This window comes from Psychrobacter sp. (genome assembly GCF_049295055.1).
Taxonomy (GTDB): domain Bacteria; phylum Pseudomonadota; class Gammaproteobacteria; order Pseudomonadales; family Moraxellaceae; genus Psychrobacter.
This window is the reverse complement of record NZ_JBAQQF010000062.1, coordinates 20,206-37,114: the sequence shown is the minus strand read 5'-3', so window position 1 is coordinate 37,114 and position 16,909 is coordinate 20,206. Positions and strand designations below refer to the sequence as shown.

Sequence of the window (16,909 nt, the reverse complement as noted above, 5' to 3'; positions counted from 1 at the left end):
ATTTCATGAATGAGGTATTAATAGAATTATGTTGATAATGAGGTGTTTTTATAATCATTGGTTTTGATGACTACTCTTAATGAATGTAAGGCAATAAAAAAAGACGTCATTAATGGCGTCTTTTTTTATTGTTTGGTCTGTTTTTTATTAATCAAAGATGCGCCATAGATTACTAAATAACCACCAAAGCAAACGCAATGGAATCTCGACGATATCAATAAAGTACAACCAATCCCATATACTAGAAGGATCTGAACGACGGTTACGCCGTGACTGTTTAATATCTGTGGTAATGATAAATAACAGAGCACTTATGACACCGCTAGCAATGGCTATAAATAGGGCAGTTACGTCTTCGGTAAAATACCAATAAACCAGTAAGCCAAAGGTTAAATAGAGGAGAATATCTGCCAACAGTCTTAGCAATACCATTGTTATTCTCCAATATTTAATACATTAGTGATAGCAATGCTGTTTAGTTTAGGCGAGTATATCGCCGATAACACAGTTATCAGGTAGGGTAACTACTGTCAGCTGAGTTTTTGGATTACCTGTCGATAACACCATGCCTTCTGAGAGTCCAAACTTCATCTTACGCGGGGTAAGATTGGTCACGCAAATCACTTTTTTATCGAGCAATTGCTCTGGCTCATAAAACTTACGGATTCCACTAAAGACGTTACGCGGCTGTGCTTCGCCTACATCTAAAGTAAATTGCAGCAACTTATCGGCACCTTCAACATAGTTACAAGCGATGACATGAGCCACCTTCATCTCAACTTTGGCAAAGTCGTCAATACCAATGTAATCGGTTTGCTCTGCATTTATATCGATGTCTTCCGCTGCTAGCTGACTATTTTTAGCTGCTGGTTCTACGTCTGGAGTAGCGGTTGGTGTCGCCGTTACGGCTAATGATGCCTTTGAATCTTCGACCATCGCTGCGATGTCTTTTTCTTCGATACGCTGCATCAGTGGTTTGAACTTATTAATTTTATGTCCAAGTAACCACTCATTACGACTGGCAAAGCTTAAACTATCAATATTTAAGAACTCTTTGGCATTGGCAGTTAGCTCAGGCAAGACAGGAGCGAGATAAACCATCAATTGACGGAAGATGTTAATCGCCACTGAGCAGACCTCTTGAACTTCTTGCTCAGTGCCTTCTTGCTTAGCAAGTGACCATGGTTTTTTCTCGTCGATATATTCGTTAGCTTTGTCAGCACACTGCATGATCAAACGCATGGCGCGTGAAAACTCGCGGTTCTCATAAGCGGCAGCAATCTCTTCACCGGTTTTGGTCATATCTTCTAATAAACGCGGCTCTGCACAAACCTCTGTGAGCATACCGTCATATTTTTTCACTAAGAAACCGGCACTACGACTGGCAATATTAACGACTTTACCCACCAAATCAGAGTTGACCTTTTGCATAAAGTCCTCGAAGTCGAGGTTAATGTCTTCAACTTTATTGGACAGCTTACTGGCAAAGTAGTAACGCAAATATTCAGGGTGCAAATGTTTAGCGTAAGTTTGAGCCTTAATAAAAGTCCCACGTGACTTACTCATTTTTTCGCCATTAACCATTAGGAAGCCGTGAGCAAAGACACCCGTTGGCGTACGGAACTCACTACCGGCAAGCATCGCCGGCCAAAATAGCGCATGGAAATAAACAATATCTTTACCAATAAAGTGGTAAACCTCAGTTTTATGCTCGTTTTCTTGCGCCCAATAACGGTCAAAATCTAACGCATTATCGGTACCAGCACGCTTATCGCATAGGTTTTTGAAGCTGGCCATATAACCGACTGGTGCATCTAGCCAGACATAAAAATATTTATCAGGCTCATCACTTGGGGTGTCTGGAATTTGAAAGCCAAAATAAGGCCCATCACGGGAAATATCCCAGCTAGCAAGTCCAGCGTCAAACCATTCCTGTAGTTTATTGGCGACGGACACTTGCAAGCGATTATCACTACGCGTCCAATCTTTTAAAAATTGCTCAAACCCAGGCAAGTCAAAGAAATAATGCTTAGAAGTTTTAAGCACAGGCGTGGCTGCAGACAGCGTTGAATACGGATTTTTTAGGTCTGTTGCATCATAGGTGGTGCCACATACTTCGCAGTTATCGCCATATTGGTCTGGCGAGTCACATTCAGGGCAAGTGCCTTTGACAAAACGATCGGCTAAAAACAGTTGTTTTTCAGGGTCAAATAGTTGCTCGACGTCGCGGGTAGAGATGTGACCTGAGTCTCTAAGGCGACGATAAATGAGCTCAGAGAAATGCTTGTTTTCTTCTGAATGCGTTGTATAGTAATTATCAAAATCTATCAGAAATTTTGCAAAGTCGGCTTCATGTGAGGCTTTAACGGTCGCAATTTGTTCTTCTGGCGTGATGCCATTGTCTTTGGCTTTGAGCATGATAGCCGTACCATGAGCATCATCAGCGCAGACTAAGGTAACCTGATGACCTTGGGCTTTCATCGCCCGTGTCCAAATATCAGTCTGAATATGTTCTAAAAGATGGCCCAAATGGATGTCACCATTGGCGTAGGGCAGGGCACTGGTTACTAGAATCTCACGCACAAAATCACCTATATTTTTATATAAAAGGGTTGGTTATCAAACGTCTCAAGTGGTTTACAGCCATTGAACGCCATATTATCATTGCTAAAAACTTATAAGAAAGGGGGAAATTCAAAAAGTGTGCCTATGATACCGTAATTCAGTTAAATTTGTGATCTTCCTTACTAATTAATACGGTAATTGACTCTATAGGGCATATAGAGTGTCATTCGTTTATTAGCCGTTTATTAGCCGTTTACTAGCCGTTTATTAGCTGTTGACCATAGATTCTGTTTATAGTTGACCATTATCAAGCCGCCATAAAAAACCCACCAAGCAATGCTTAGTAGGTTTTTTGGCATTAATCAATAATCATGAAACCTAATTATCTGTATTTGCTAACTATTGATTCATTTAAGCAAATTAGAATGACCCAAATAGCGTGCCCAAGGTAATGACTACCGCTACGGCAATCAGTGGAATCACCATGGTGACCATTGCTAGATTCAAATATGATTGTTTATGCGTCAGACCACAAATCGCCAGTAAGGTAATGACCGCGCCACTGTGGGGTAAGGTATCCAAACCACCTGCTGCCATCACAGCAACTCGGTGCATCAGCTCAGGATCAATACCAGCGGCGACCGCCATTCTTAGATAGTCTTCACCCAATGTTGATAGGGCAATACTCAAACCACCAGACGATGAGCCGGTAATACCAGCCAGCGTGGTCATAGCGACGGCTTCTGAAATCAATGGATTGTCAGGGGTTAAGTTTAAGATGCTGTCACGAATGATTAGGAAGCCTGCTAATGAGGCGATAACAGCTCCATAACCTACTTCTGATGCGGTATTAAAAATCGGCAACATAGAGTCGTAAGTACCACGGTTAATGGTTTTTTGTAGGTTATTCCAATGACCAATGCGTAGCACAATTAAGGTGATACAAGCGACAACCAGTGAGATGATAATCGACCAAAGCCCAAGTGAGCCTGCGATATTCAAGTCTGGAAACTGAGTCTGTAAGCTACTAAAGTCCATCGATGGGAAAATAGCATAAGTCAGTAACGCGTTTAAACCGATGACCATGACCAGTGGAATCATAGCAACCGTAAATGAGGTGTGATGCGTACTCAGCGTATCCGCTTCTGTTTTAATCGCACCAACGCCGCCCACATCGCCTTCATCATGTTGACCATAACCTTCACCTGCCGCATTGGCTTTTCTGGCTCGTGACTGCAACCATAACCAACCACAGATAAACATGATAATACCGCCGATGATGCCCAAAATAGGTGCGGCAAAGACGTTGGTATTATAATAAGGAATTGGAATAGCATTCTGAATGGCAGGTGTGCCGGGCAATGCCGTCATGGTAAAGGTAAATGAGCCTAGTGCAATCGCAGCTGGAATCAAGCGCTTAGGAATGTCAGCGGCTTTAAACAAGTCTTTGGCGATTGGGTAAATGGCAAATGCTACAACGAATAACGACACACCGCCATAGGTCAAAATACCACAAACTAAGATAACCGCCAGAATAGCTTTGCTGGCACCAAGCTTTTCGACCACCGTATTGGCAATTGCGGTTGCCGCGCCAGAGTCTGCCATCAAACGCCCAAAGAGTGCGCCTAATAAGAAGATAGGAAAGAATTTGAGTAAAAATCCACTCAATGCGCCCATAAAGACATCGGTATAGGCAGGAATACTACTTAAGAAATCTCCTGATAGGAATACCGCTAATATCGCCATAATGGGTGCCAAAATCAGCACTGAATAGCCACGATAAGCAAAGAACATCAATAATAACAAAGTAATAACAATAGCAAGTGTGCTAAACATAATTGCCCTCCTTGGCAAAATTAAGGCTGCGAATATGCAGGGCACATCCATGTTGGTCAATAAAATTAATCAGAAAGAATAGATCGTTTACTGTGTTTTGTTAAACATAAATCTAGACTGATACATTATTTAGCTGCCGTCGACCTGCCATACCTTTCGCTAGCGCTTACGGTCGTGATGTTACCCTCTAGTCGCTAAGAGAATTGTATGTTAAGTTAGCACAGTTAGTTGAAATATCCTATATCGATATAAAATGTATTGCTAATTTAAATAATGACTGATATTTCCGTTAATATAGGTAGGCGACGCTGTAGATAGAAATGATATTGTAGATAGAAATACAGTATTAACAAACAAGCCATTCAAATGTATAAGAAAAAACATAAGACTGATAAGGAAATTAGTATGAGTCAATCAAAAGTATATAGCAGCGCCGAAGAAGCGCTAAAAGGTATCGTTAGTGATGGACAAACGCTCGCTATCGGCGGTTTTGGTCTTTGCGGTATTCCTGAGGCGTTAATCGAGGCACTGCGCGATAGCGGGGTAAAGGGTTTAACTTGCATCAGCAATAACGCCGGTGTCGATGAATTTGGCTTAGGATTGTTATTACAAACGCGCCAAATTAAAAAAATGATTTCATCGTATGTGGGTGAAAACAAAGAGTTTGAGCGTCAATACTTAGCAGGCGAGTTAGAAGTTGAGCTGACTCCACAAGGTACATTGGCTGAAAAGCTACGTTCAGGTGGCGCGGGTATTCCTGCGTTCTATACGGCAACTGGCGTCGGTACACAAGTCGCTGAAGGAAAAGAAACCCGCGAATTTGATGGTCGCACTTATGTGCTTGAGCACTCACTACGTGCTGATGTGTCACTTATCAAAGCGCAAAAAGCGGACAAAGCTGGGAACTTAATTTTCAATAAAACGGCACGTAACTTCAATCCAGACTGCGCAATGGCTGGTAAAATTACCATTGTTGAAGTAGAAGAAATCGTAGAGACTGGCACGCTCAATCCCGATGAAGTTCATCTGCCGGGTATCTTTGTGCAGCGTATCGTATTAAATAGTAATCCCGAAAAGCGTATCGAAAAAACCACGACGAAAGCGGTCGAAGGCGCTTAAAGATTCAATTGATGGCTTTATTAAAATACTCTTAATTAATTAAATTAATAACAATAGAATATCGTAATACTATTCCTAAAAATTTGAGTAGCAAGGAAAACGAGTGAAAGTGCTACATTTAGTAGACTAAGTGAGTTTGACACCGCTAATCATGTTTTTTGGGGTAGTTATAAAAATAAGGAAGTTACCATGGCATGGACAAGAGAGCAGATGGCACAGCGTGCCGCACAAGAGCTACAAGATGGCTATTATGTCAATCTAGGCATCGGTCTACCTACTTTAGTGGCCAATTATATTCCTGAAGATGTGGATGTGTGGCTACAGTCAGAAAATGGTCTGTTGGGTATTGGCGAGTTTCCAACGGCAGAAAACGTCGATGCCGACTTGATTAATGCTGGCAAGCAAACCGTCACCGCAGAGCCAGGCGCCAGTTATTTTAGTAGTTCAGAGTCGTTTGCGATGATTCGCGGCGGTCATGTAAACCTTGCGATATTGGGGGCGATGGAAGTCTCAGAGCATGGCGATCTGGCTAACTGGATGATTCCTAAAAAGATGGTTAAAGGCATGGGCGGTGCCATGGATTTAGTGGCAGGTGTACAGCGCGTCATTGTGTTGATGGAACAAGTCAACAAACATGGCGAACCGAAAATTCTAGCCAATTGCGAGCTGCCATTGACGGGTAAAGGGGTGGTCGATCGTATCATCACTGAGCTTGCGGTATTAGATATCACTGACAATGGATTGAAACTGGTTGAGCTGGCAGAGGGCGTTAGCTTTGAAGAGCTACAAGAGAAAACACCAGTCAGCATTGCGCAATAGTTTTTATATTATAAAAGCGGCTTAATTCTTTATTCAATAGCCACTATATTCTAGTGGCTTATTTATAGGCTTCATTAATCATTAATCATACCTAAGCATCACTACACATCATTACCCATTATTAAGGACAATATATGGCGACCCAATTACAACAGGATTTGACCGGCAAGGTGGCATTGGTTACTGGTGCTGCAAGTGGTATCGGACGTGATATTGCCGAAACTTATGCAAAAGCAGGCGCCGCGGTCGGTATTGCAGATATCAACCTTGAAGCGGCCCAGCAAACGGTCGATGCCATCGAAGCTATGGGCGGACGTGCACTCGCAATAGCTATGGATGTAACTTCGGAGATTGCCGTTAACGACGGCGTGCAACAGCTAGTCGATAGCTTTGGCGGTATTGATATTCTCGTCTCCAATGCGGGTATTCAGATTATCGATCCGATTAATAAAATGGCGTTTGAGGATTGGAAGAAAATGCTCGCTATCCATTTGGATGGGGCATTCTTAACCACCAAAGCCGCCGTGCAGCATATGTATAAAGACGATAAAGGTGGCACGGTTATCTACATGGGCTCAGTGCACTCGCATGAAGCGTCAATGTTTAAGGCGCCTTATGTCACTGCCAAACATGGTCTGCTAGGTTTATGCCGTGTATTGGCAAAAGAAGGCGCTGAACATAATGTACGCTCGCATGTGATATGTCCGGGTTTTGTCAAAACGCCTTTAGTCGAAAAGCAAATCCCGCAACAAGCAGCGGAAAAAGGCATCAGTGAAGAATCGGTAGTCAATGATATTATGCTGGTCAATACCGTCGATAAGGAATTTACTACCGTTGATGATATTGCCCAATTAGCATTATTCTTAGCGGCTTTTCCAAGTAATGTCTTCACTGGACAATCTATCGTTGCCAGCCATGGATGGTTTATGAATTAATATCTTTGATTGGTTTTTTAGCTTAATAGTCATGAGCTTGCTAAAAAAAGACCAATCCATTAGCATTTAGCTTTATATTAGCTTGAGCCAATTATATTGGCTCTTTTTTGTGAGCGCTTGTTGTATCGTTTTGGGCGCACGGAGTAAAAATAATGATTAATAAAGATTTTGCGTTGAGTTTTGCAGCGAAACTAAGCCGTGCTATCGAGCAACAGTATTTTGAGCAAGCGATTAATGAGGTTAAAGCACTACGTCCTATTGATATCGCTGATATAATAGCAATTATTGAGCCCAAACTTGCTTGGCAATTATTAGAGCAGTTGCCCAATCGCTCTACGATATACGCTTATTTAGACACGGATATTCAGGTTGCACTCGCCTATGTGTTTCCTCGGGCTGTTTTAGCGAAGATAGTAGGCGAGATGCCTTCTGATGAGCGGACGGATTTATATAAGCAACTGAGCCAAGATCAACGTGATGCCTTGTTACCGGCCTTAGCACAAGCAAAGCGCGAAGACATTCGTCGATTATCTGCCTATGAGGAGCGCACTGCTGGTGCTTTGATGAGCTCTGATTATGCGACTTTAGGTGCGGAGATGAATGTCTCTGAAGCATTAGATGCGCTACGATTAGAAGCGCCAGATGCAGAAACTATTTATCATGCTTATGTCATTGATGTTGATCGTAAGTTGCTAGGTGTGGTGTCATTAAGAGTGCTCATTTTAGCGTCACCAGAGCAATTAATTAATGACATTATGGTCAGCTCCGTCATATCTTGTGATGTCAATGACGATCAAGAAGATGTCGCTAAGACTGTCGCCCGTTATGACTTAATCTCCTTACCCATTACCGATGCAAGTGGTGCTTTGGTCGGTATTGTCACCCATGATGATGCGATGGACGTTGCCAGTGATGAGGCGACCGATGACTTTCATAAGTCAGGCGGTGTTTCTACCATGGTCGGTCGTTTAAAAGACGTTAGTATTCGAGTTTTATACCGTAAACGGGTTTTTTGGCTGGTGTTTTTAGTATTTGGTAACTTGCTATCAGGGCTGAGTATTGCAAATTTTGAAGATGTAATTGCGGCAAATTTAGTATTGGTGTTTTTCTTACCATTGCTAGTCGATAGTGGCGGTAACGCAGGCTCGCAGTCTGCGACCTTGATGGTACGTGCGTTGGCAACTGGCGATGTAGTGATGCGTGATTGGTTCTCATTACTGGGCCGTGAAGCCATCGTTGCCTTAATGCTTGGGGCGACGATGGCGGTTGCTATCTCAGTCATCGGTTATGTACGTGGCGATGCTGTTGTCTCTTTAGTGCTCGCAATGAGTATGATGTCTGTGGTTATGATTGGTTGTGTCATTGGTATGAGTCTGCCCTTTATATTGAGTAAGCTGGGCTTTGACCCTGCCACTGCCAGTGCGCCTTTGATTACCTCTGTTTGTGATGCGTCAGGCGTGCTTATTTATCTCTTTATTGCCTCAAAGTTTTTGATGATCGGTTAGGGTGTATCCTCAATCTGAACGAAAGCGATTAAATGGGCTAAAAATAGCTAAATCTTGCCAAGCTGCGTCAAATAGCTGGTCAATATCCTGATATTACCTGCACTATTTTCCTATAATCAGTTCAATGTAAAAACGATACAGCGGAACTAGGATGATTTTTTTGTAGCCTCTGTCGGCGTAGGCACAGCAAGCCAGAAAAACTCATCCTAGTCTCACGTGATAAAATAACGTATCTGTTTTATTGGGTATCGACTATAGTTTGGCTACAATTTATCTCATTTTTATCACCATTTTTAAAATGAGGACACGCCCTAGTTTTTTCAAAAGTTAATATATTGATTTCCAAACTATTTGATAAGATGCTTTAGAAATAAAAGACAAGCTGTTTTAGAAGTAAAAGATAAGTAGACATTTGAACCTCAAGCCTAATGACAGTGTGGTTTTTTTATACCTCTAATTCAGCTACACTGTTTATATAAAACAGTTTGGCTAGAGTATTTAGTGACTATTAACAATTATATTTTGAGACATACAATGGCTGTTTTTTGAGAGGTATTGTTTTAAGATGCATTTTTTGAAATATAGTGTTTTGAAATATAGTGTTTTGAAATATATTGTCTTTAGGTATTTTTTCGCTAAAACATCATTTTATTTTGTCAGGCTTAACCGTCGATAGAGGTAGCTATGTTTAACTTTATAAAAAAAAGAACACCTTCGCAATCTGAAAATCCGCAACAACAGGCCGCACGTGATAGCGCTGTTGATAAGGTCTTGCTAGGTTATCATGTTGGTAATACGAGTATTGCCCAAATGGTAACGGGGCTGAATCGTGATGGCGATCAGCTCACTTTAGACTTGCGCTTACCGCATGACAGTGATCCCGAAACGGTTCAACAAGAACTTGGGCAGCTACTCCAGCCGCATGGTATTCACACTATTCATATGAATGTGCGTCTGCCAGCGCCTGCTAAAGGGGATTCTAAAACTTTGCCTAAACAGATGCCGAAAACTACAGATGCGATGAGTAATAACGGCAAAGCAACATTAGAGCCCAGTCCAAACGCAGAACCACCTATTACTAAGGCGGCGCCAACACAAGCATCACTGCCGCCACATCCTCATATTCGTCACATTATCGTCGTAGCTTCGGGTAAAGGCGGTGTTGGTAAATCAACGACCACGGTTAATATTGCCTTGGCATTACAAAAACTCGGCAACCGTGTTGGGGTATTGGATGCGGATATTTACGGACCTAGTATGCCGACTATGCTGGGTGTGGACAATATAAAGCCTGAACTAGAAAACGAGCAGTTTATTCCTGTTAATGCACATGGCATGGCGATGCTGTCGATTGGTAGCCTGCTTGATGGTGATAACACGCCTGTTGCGTGGCGTGGTCCTAAAGCAACGGGCGCCTTGATGCAACTATACAATCAAACCAACTGGCCGCAGCTAGATTACTTAGTCATTGATATGCCACCAGGTACCGGTGATATTCAATTGACGTTGGCACAGCGTATTCCAGTGACTGGCGCGGTGATTGTCACGACGCCACAGCATATTGCGCTACTTGATGCGCAAAAAGGCATTGAGATGTTCAATAAAACCAATATTCCAGTATTAGGCGTGGTGGAGAACATGGCACTGCACACCTGTAGCAACTGTAATCATACCGAAGCGATATTTGGTGTTGGTGGCGGTGAACGTATCGCTGAACAATATCATGTACCGCTGTTAGGGCAACTGCCACTAGCCAGTGGTATTCGTGCGCAAGTAGATAAAGGTGAGCCAAGCGTCTTAGTTAATGATGAGTTTGCGCCGTATTATTTAAGTATCGCGAAGAATATCGAAGCCAATATTGATAAGTTTGCTAAGCCTGTTGATGATAAGCGTATTTTTTAGGATATATGATATTGATTCGGTGTATCCACTATTAATAAACAAGGACGTTGATTAATATGGCAATTCTACCTACTCAAAATATTTATCAATCTCGTCCTATCATTGATAAGTTAATTCAAAACGGTCAACCTGCTTTCGGTGTCTTTTCTCAAGTTAAAAATATCAACTATCTCGATTATCATAGCCATCTTATCTCCCAAAAGACGCTGCCAAACTGGCGTAAAGCATTGAAAGCCAATCAATTTTGCTTTATTCAAATTATTCAGCCACCTTATCGAGTTTGTTTGGCATTAGCGACGATTAAGTTTGCGACCAGCGCTTTTATTTATCTTTATAATGATGAGACAAATGAGATAGAAGTTTGTGAAGCACTACAACTTTTGACACGTCATACAAGTTTAGAAGGTGATTGTTATCAAGGGCAGATGGCGTTCGCGCATGCCAAACTTACATTGGCATTGGACTTTACTCCCTCGCGAGTTACAGTGGCGCTAGACAGTCAATACATCGATGTTAATGCAACATTAGAGCGGAAATCTCAGCCTCTAGCAGTATGTACACCAACTGGCAGACGTGGTTGGACGTTTACCCAAAAAGAACCTTTTAAGAGCGTATCTGGACATCTACTGATTAAACCTAGTTCAATATTTAATATAGAGTCTCAGGCTACACAAATGCATTTTACAGATAACACTATCGCCAATCTAGACTGGACGCTAGGCTATATGCGCCATGAGACTAATTGGTTTTGGACCTGTATCAACACTTACTTACCTGATGGTCGTCATTTTACTCTCAACCTAGCGATGGGCGTCAATGAGACAGGAGCAAGTGAAAATACTTGTTGGCTTGATGGAGAGATATTTTATTTGCCACCAGTATTGTTTTCTCGTAATGACACAGATTTACGACATCATCAGCAACAGCCTTGGCGTATCTATCATCAAAATTTAGGCTGGAGTAACGTTGATATTGATTTAACCTTTACGCCTATAACCGTTTATAAAAAAACCGATAACTTTGGCGTTATTGCCAGTATTTTTGAGCAATGGCTTGGTTTATATAGTGGTGAGATTCGCATCAAAGATGAGCTGATTAAGCTTGATAAAGTGTTGGGGTTAGCAGAAGATCATTTTGCGAAGTGGTAAAAAGTGGTGAGCAGTCAGTCATATTAGTGATAGATTTACTTTAAACGCAGCCAAGCCTATAAATTGAGCGCTCAATTCCGTATAATCGTCGCTATCGAAAATTACCCATATTATAAATCTGATTTTATATCTGCTAAGGAATAACAATGTCTATCAAATCTGACCGCTGGATTCGTAAAATGGCTCAAGAGCATGGCATGATTGAGCCATTTGAAGCGGGTCAAGTACGCTTTAATGATGCAGGCGAGCGTTTGGTCAGCTACGGCACCTCAAGCTATGGTTATGATGTGCGCTGTGCTCCTGAGTTTAAGGTTTTTACTAACGTGCATTCAGTAGTCGTTGATCCAAAAAACTTCGATGAAAAAAGCTTTATTGATATCGTCGGTGATGAATGCATTATTCCACCAAACTCGTTTGCATTGGCACGTACGATGGAATATTTTCGTATTCCACGTGACGTATTGACGATTTGCTTAGGTAAATCTACCTATGCGCGCTGCGGCATCATTGTCAACGTTACGCCGCTTGAGCCTGAGTGGGAAGGGCACGTCACTTTAGAATTTAGTAATACGACCAATCTACCAGCTCGTATTTATGCTGGCGAAGGGGTTGCACAAATGCTATTTTTCCAAAGTGATGCTGATGATGTCTGTGAGACTAGTTATAAAGATCGCGGCGGTAAATACCAAGGTCAGCGCGGTGTGACATTACCAAGAACTTAGCCAGAACGTTAAACAAGATTTTATCCAATAACTTAATGGTTATTTTAATCATTGAGTTAATTGAGAGAAGTAATAAAAAAAACTAGCCATATTTACTATGACTAGCTTTTTTATATGTCCGATTTAATTATTTTAAAACTTTTAAACCGGCTTTATTATCACGTTTAGGCTTAGGAGCAGCAGTAGTTATTTTAGGACTCATTACCGAATCATCTTCAGGCTGATAATCGTCGTATTCATTCGGATCAAAAAACATCCCTTGCGAGTTTTCTTTAGCATAAATGCCTAGTACCGCAATCAGTGGCACCCAAATCTCTTGTGACACCCCACCAAAGCGCGCACTGAAGTGAATATAATCATTTTCCATACTCATATTACCAGTAGCACGGCTGGCAATATTGAGTACGATACGCCCATCTTGCACATGTTCCCTTGGAATTTGTACGTTATCAACAGTGGCATCTACCATCAGATAGGGTGTGAACTCATTGTCTTCTATCCATTGATATAACGCGCGTACCATATAGGGACGTGTGGGGGTAATAGAGGTGGTCTCGCTCATCTTTTGGCTTCCTATATTGGTAATATTAAATAATGATTTATAAAGAGTTTACTGCCGATTCTTATTGATTTATAAAAAATTAGGCAAGCTTAATAATTTTTTATTCTAAAACAGCTATAAGTGATTGTCTAATTAACGCACACTTTTTTTAAAGCTTTCACGCTCAAAGAGTCGCGTTTGATATTCAAGCAATGGACGGCTAATAGCGCGAGGTAGCTCGATACCCATCTCATCCAATCGCCATAATAGAGGTGCTAGCAGTACATCACACCAGCCAAAATCATCCGCCATAAAATAAGCCTTGTGCGCAAATAGCGGTGATAAAGTAATCAAGGAATCGGTTAGCTGTTTTTTAGCGAGTGCTGCTTGTGCCTTGTTGAAGCTATCTGGATGCATTAATAAGCGCTTACCGAGTACCAGCCAATCACGCTGAATGCGCCAAGCTAATTGCCTGAACTGCGCACGCTCTTGCGGTGTGTCAGGCAGTAATTTATTCGCGTGGTAACGTTCCTCAAGATACTCAAAGATGACGTTAATCTCATAGAGTGCAATCTCACGCTGTTGCAGGACAGGCAATGTGTGATAAGGATTAAGTTCGGTTAAGTCTTCTGGACGCTCGGAGTGTAGACGTGACAAATAATAAGCGAGCTTTTTTTCTTCAAGCAATAGGCGCACCACATGACTGTCGTAGCCGTCATCAGCATATAAGATTAGCTGACTACTTGGAATGTCATTCGCATCAATCATGAAAGCCTAATGTTAATAGTAAAGCCTGTCATCGTAAACAAAGTCGCTCTATTTATCAAGGTAGCATGCGTAAACGTTGCGCATGAGCCTATGGTTTAGCTGATGATTTACTGACGGTCAAAACATAAAAAGGCACTACCGAAGTAATGCTTTTTAAATAATACATGGTTTAACTTGATAAAACGATAGACAATATAATTACCCTCAAACCCCTTTATTTTATTGATGTATAGCGTTTTTAGATATATGATGTACTATAACGTACGATATTATCTTACAACATAAAGCATTATAAATGGCTACCAAGGTGGCTACCAGACTAAGGGATAGGAAAATGGTTAGAAAGGAGGTTAGCACCGATACCCAAGTCAAACGGGCAATCAAAGAAGCCGTGCAAGCTGGCAAAGCAGTTAGTTATCCAATAGCAGGTTATAAAGGCTTAGAGGTGCGTATAAGACCGCATAAAGAAGGTGCAGACGCTACTAGCGATTTTAGACACCGCTATACTCACCCCATTACAGGCAAACGCCCTTATATGACCTTAGGACAATACCCAGCGTTAAGCCTTGCCGATGCCCGTCAATACCACAGCGATAATATGCAACTGCTAGCCAAAGACATAGATCCAATAGAGCATAGAGAAGGTAAAAAGCAAAAAGAACTTACTGAGCGCCAAAACACCTTAAACCACTTCATCAACGAATGGCGCGACATTCAAGCCAGCAAAGATTTAAATAAACGTACTATCAAAAATCTTGAAGAGTTAGTAAGACCGATTGAAAGCCAGTTAGGGCATATGAAGGTAACAGACATAACCCCCAGTCTAGTTATCAAGTTTATTAATAACATTCAAAAAACGAACACTTATAAAGGATTAAGAGTAAGAACGTTATTAAAGAGCATCTTGCAGATTGCTAAGGCTCATATGGTCATTGAATATAACCCAGCAAGTGATCTAGTTGGAACGCTCAAAGCGCATAAGGCTAAGCACCGCCCAGCATTGAGCAATGATGTAACCGCCTTCGCTAAGCTGCTAAACGACATTGACCAGTTAGATGATGCAAGCCAGCTATATAACAAGCGTATCTTACAGCTATTGGCTTTAACCTTTACTCGAGTAGGCGACCTATGCGCTATGCAATGGACTGATATTAATTGGCTCAAAAAACAATGGCAGTTCAAGCCACAAAAGGCAGGTAACAGGGGCGATATGGTAGCTAGTCTAGTAATACCACTAGCACCCCAAGCCATAGCGATATTAGAGCAGCTGCAACCCTTAACAGGTGATAGCGATTATGTATTTCATAACCCTAGACGCAAAAATGCGCCTTATCAACATACGCAAGCGATCAATAAAGTATTGAACAGTGACTTGATGAATGACGGACAAGGCTATAAAGACATTCACAGCCCTCACGGTTTTAGAAGTACAGCAAAAACTATGCTAATGGAGCGACTAGGTTATGACGAACTGATAACCGAACTGGCACTAGGTCACCGCATGCTTAACGCTTATGGTACTGCATACAATCGAATGACAGGATTAGATCAACGCGCTGCAATGATGAATGACTGGGCAAACTACCTAGACAATATCAAGGCTGGCAAGTTTGATAATGTTATTCATGCAGACTTTAAGAAAGCCGATAAACAGAAACACGGCTAAAACAGCACTGCCATAACCCTATATTAGATAATGTTTAACCAGTTTTGATAGCTTACGGGTTATCATTCCACTTGTGAGGCTAGGTAGTCATGAACCGAACGACAGCGATTTACACCCTTAAGCTGTCAGCGCCTCACTCCTATTTTGATTTAAGGGTGTAGGGGTGTGTATTGTGGGGTTAGCTGAAGCGATTAAATTAAAATGCAATGCAGAAAAAGAGAAGTATTTATCAGTTTATGATGTTATAGACATTATAAATAGCGATGATACAGAGTTGATCATCCATATAATGGATAGTTTAGACCTGCTTTCTTTAACAGTATATGAACTAAATAACTTAGACCCTTTTAATCCTCTTTACAAACCGATATGTAATAGTTATGAGTTAAAGCAGAAAATTATAGATTATAGAAAGGCTAGACGACAATTTATTCATGAAGATAATAATTTTGATGAATATATTACGTTACAACGTTGTTTGAAGAAAAATTTATGGTCAAGATTTGACTTGTTAAAAATAGAGAAAATAGTTAAAAATACCAGTCTAATAGTTTGGGGTGATAGTAACGCTCTATATTCCATGTACAGTGACATGATAAATAGAAGTGATAGCGAATACTACGAATTGCCGAAAATCAGTCAGCAAGCCATAAAGGATTATATAAATTTAGGCAGCTATCAAAGAGAACTAATGAACCTTCCAAGCTATAGTCCTGAGCAAATAATATCCTTAATGACCAATGATGACCCAGCTTGTATCAATCGCGATGAAAAGTATCGGGTATATTGGGACATGATAAGCACTGCAATAGAGGCAAAAGCTTTAAACCCCATTAACGATAACGAACAGATACTAGCGGAGCAAGTTAAATTATGGCTTTCACATTACAACTTTATTCTAAGAGGTTTTAATGACAATCTGTTAAGTAGTACTGACAAGATACTAGCGCCCTCAGTAACGCAAACTGAACCTAAAGCGGATGAAAGACGCATAGCAGAACTTGAAACCGAACTTGCACAACTCAACGCGCGAACAGATGACCAGCAACAAGACCCACAGCGAACCAGAGCGCAAACAGATGAAACCAATACCGATAAGAAGTTAATCGCAATGCTGGCAATTCTACTGGCTAAACAGTCTGGTACTTTACGCATAAGTGACCGTCCTAATGCAACCCAGATAAATGAGCAAGTTTATAACTTAACTATGCAGATAGTTAAAGAACTGGGTATGAATGAAGCTGACATGCTAGGACTAAAAGCTAATATTGATAAAATAAGTAAAGCAGTACAAGCGCATGCTGATATGTTCAAGCTATCAAAAGATTAAAAGCCCACGTTTTAATTTTAATTAATTCAAATTAATTTCTTAAAATACCCCAC

14 protein-coding genes are annotated in these 16,909 nt (G+C 41.2%); 9 read left to right on the top strand and 5 right to left on the bottom strand.

What is annotated here, in order from left to right; genetic code table 11:
- Positions 1 to 147: 147 nt before the first annotated feature.
- The 3 genes from WAZ74_RS09435 to WAZ74_RS09425 form a co-directional block, all read right to left on the bottom strand.
- Positions 148 to 432: a hypothetical protein gene (locus tag WAZ74_RS09435; RefSeq protein ID WP_422308047.1), complete on the bottom strand. Its 285-nt coding sequence runs from the start codon at positions 430 to 432 to the stop codon at positions 148 to 150.
- Between the two features lie 48 nt (positions 433 to 480).
- Positions 481 to 2,583, bottom strand: a complete 2,103-nt coding sequence (gene metG, locus WAZ74_RS09430) for a methionine--tRNA ligase (RefSeq protein WP_422308046.1) — start codon at positions 2,581 to 2,583, stop codon at positions 481 to 483.
- A gap of 402 nt (positions 2,584 to 2,985) precedes the next feature.
- Positions 2,986 to 4,401, bottom strand: coding sequence for a GntP family permease (locus WAZ74_RS09425; protein ID WP_422308045.1), 1,416 nt, complete (start codon positions 4,399 to 4,401; stop codon positions 2,986 to 2,988).
- 405 nt (positions 4,402 to 4,806) lie between these two features.
- Here WAZ74_RS09425 and WAZ74_RS09420 point away from each other — a divergent pair, with 405 nt between their 5' ends.
- From WAZ74_RS09420 to dcd, 7 genes are all read left to right on the top strand, one after another.
- Positions 4,807 to 5,520: a CoA transferase subunit A gene (locus WAZ74_RS09420; RefSeq protein ID WP_422308044.1), complete on the top strand. Its 714-nt coding sequence runs from the start codon at positions 4,807 to 4,809 to the stop codon at positions 5,518 to 5,520.
- Between the two features lie 189 nt (positions 5,521 to 5,709).
- On the top strand, positions 5,710 to 6,339 hold the full coding sequence (locus tag WAZ74_RS09415) for a CoA transferase subunit B (protein WP_422308043.1): 630 nt from the start codon (positions 5,710 to 5,712) through the stop codon (positions 6,337 to 6,339).
- 134 nt (positions 6,340 to 6,473) lie between these two features.
- On the top strand, positions 6,474 to 7,274 hold the full coding sequence (locus tag WAZ74_RS09410; protein WP_422308042.1) for a 3-hydroxybutyrate dehydrogenase: 801 nt from the start codon (positions 6,474 to 6,476) through the stop codon (positions 7,272 to 7,274).
- A gap of 152 nt (positions 7,275 to 7,426) precedes the next feature.
- Positions 7,427 to 8,779 carry a magnesium transporter gene (gene mgtE / locus WAZ74_RS09405; RefSeq protein WP_422308041.1) on the top strand — a complete coding sequence of 451 codons (1,353 nt, stop codon included), beginning with the start codon at positions 7,427 to 7,429 and terminating at the stop codon, positions 8,777 to 8,779.
- A 684-nt stretch (positions 8,780 to 9,463) separates the two neighbouring features.
- Positions 9,464 to 10,681 carry an iron-sulfur cluster carrier protein ApbC gene (apbC, locus tag WAZ74_RS09400; protein ID WP_422308040.1) on the top strand — a complete coding sequence of 406 codons (1,218 nt, stop codon included), beginning with the start codon at positions 9,464 to 9,466 and terminating at the stop codon, positions 10,679 to 10,681.
- A 56-nt stretch (positions 10,682 to 10,737) separates the two neighbouring features.
- The gene (locus WAZ74_RS09395) at positions 10,738 to 11,829 is read left to right on the top strand and encodes a DUF2804 domain-containing protein (RefSeq protein WP_422308039.1); all 1,092 of its coding nucleotides are present in this window, start codon (positions 10,738 to 10,740) and stop codon (positions 11,827 to 11,829) included.
- Between the two features lie 146 nt (positions 11,830 to 11,975).
- Positions 11,976 to 12,551 carry a dCTP deaminase gene (gene dcd / locus WAZ74_RS09390; protein ID WP_325243883.1) on the top strand — a complete coding sequence of 192 codons (576 nt, stop codon included), beginning with the start codon at positions 11,976 to 11,978 and terminating at the stop codon, positions 12,549 to 12,551.
- 127 nt (positions 12,552 to 12,678) lie between these two features.
- On the opposite strand, the gene WAZ74_RS09385 is transcribed toward dcd, so the two are convergent.
- Both WAZ74_RS09385 and WAZ74_RS09380 read right to left on the bottom strand, forming a co-directional pair.
- Positions 12,679 to 13,113, bottom strand: coding sequence for a ClpXP protease specificity-enhancing factor (locus tag WAZ74_RS09385; protein WP_422308038.1), 435 nt, complete (start codon positions 13,111 to 13,113; stop codon positions 12,679 to 12,681).
- Positions 13,114 to 13,245: 132 nt separating this feature from the next.
- On the bottom strand, positions 13,246 to 13,860 hold the full coding sequence (locus WAZ74_RS09380; protein ID WP_422308037.1) for a glutathione S-transferase N-terminal domain-containing protein: 615 nt from the start codon (positions 13,858 to 13,860) through the stop codon (positions 13,246 to 13,248).
- 334 nt (positions 13,861 to 14,194) lie between these two features.
- On the opposite strand from WAZ74_RS09380, the gene WAZ74_RS09375 reads away from it, so the two are divergent.
- Positions 14,195 to 15,526 carry a tyrosine-type recombinase/integrase gene (locus WAZ74_RS09375; protein ID WP_422308036.1) on the top strand — a complete coding sequence of 444 codons (1,332 nt, stop codon included), beginning with the start codon at positions 14,195 to 14,197 and terminating at the stop codon, positions 15,524 to 15,526.
- A 172-nt stretch (positions 15,527 to 15,698) separates the two neighbouring features.
- Positions 15,699 to 16,856, top strand: coding sequence for a hypothetical protein (locus tag WAZ74_RS09370; protein WP_422308035.1), 1,158 nt, complete (start codon positions 15,699 to 15,701; stop codon positions 16,854 to 16,856).
- Positions 16,857 to 16,909: the final 53 nt, after the last annotated feature.

Bases quoted from the DNA above. Each gene is read 5' to 3' on its own strand.
- WAZ74_RS09435 (WP_422308047.1), bottom strand. From the start codon at position 432: ATGGTATTGCTAAGACTGTTGGCAGATATTCTCCTCTATTTAACCTTT.
- WAZ74_RS09425 (WP_422308045.1), bottom strand. From the start codon at position 4,401: ATGTTTAGCACACTTGCTATTGTTATTACTTTGTTATTATTGATGTTC.
- WAZ74_RS09420 (WP_422308044.1), top strand. From the start codon at position 4,807: ATGAGTCAATCAAAAGTATATAGCAGCGCCGAAGAAGCGCTAAAAGGT.
- WAZ74_RS09415 (WP_422308043.1), top strand. From the start codon at position 5,710: ATGGCATGGACAAGAGAGCAGATGGCACAGCGTGCCGCACAAGAGCTA.
- WAZ74_RS09410 (WP_422308042.1), top strand. From the start codon at position 6,474: ATGGCGACCCAATTACAACAGGATTTGACCGGCAAGGTGGCATTGGTT.
- mgtE (WP_422308041.1), top strand. From the start codon at position 7,427: ATGATTAATAAAGATTTTGCGTTGAGTTTTGCAGCGAAACTAAGCCGT.
- apbC (WP_422308040.1), top strand. From the start codon at position 9,464: ATGTTTAACTTTATAAAAAAAAGAACACCTTCGCAATCTGAAAATCCG.
- WAZ74_RS09395 (WP_422308039.1), top strand. From the start codon at position 10,738: ATGGCAATTCTACCTACTCAAAATATTTATCAATCTCGTCCTATCATT.
- dcd (WP_325243883.1), top strand. From the start codon at position 11,976: ATGTCTATCAAATCTGACCGCTGGATTCGTAAAATGGCTCAAGAGCAT.
- WAZ74_RS09385 (WP_422308038.1), bottom strand. From the start codon at position 13,113: ATGAGCGAGACCACCTCTATTACCCCCACACGTCCCTATATGGTACGC.
- WAZ74_RS09380 (WP_422308037.1), bottom strand. From the start codon at position 13,860: ATGATTGATGCGAATGACATTCCAAGTAGTCAGCTAATCTTATATGCT.
- WAZ74_RS09375 (WP_422308036.1), top strand. From the start codon at position 14,195: ATGGTTAGAAAGGAGGTTAGCACCGATACCCAAGTCAAACGGGCAATC.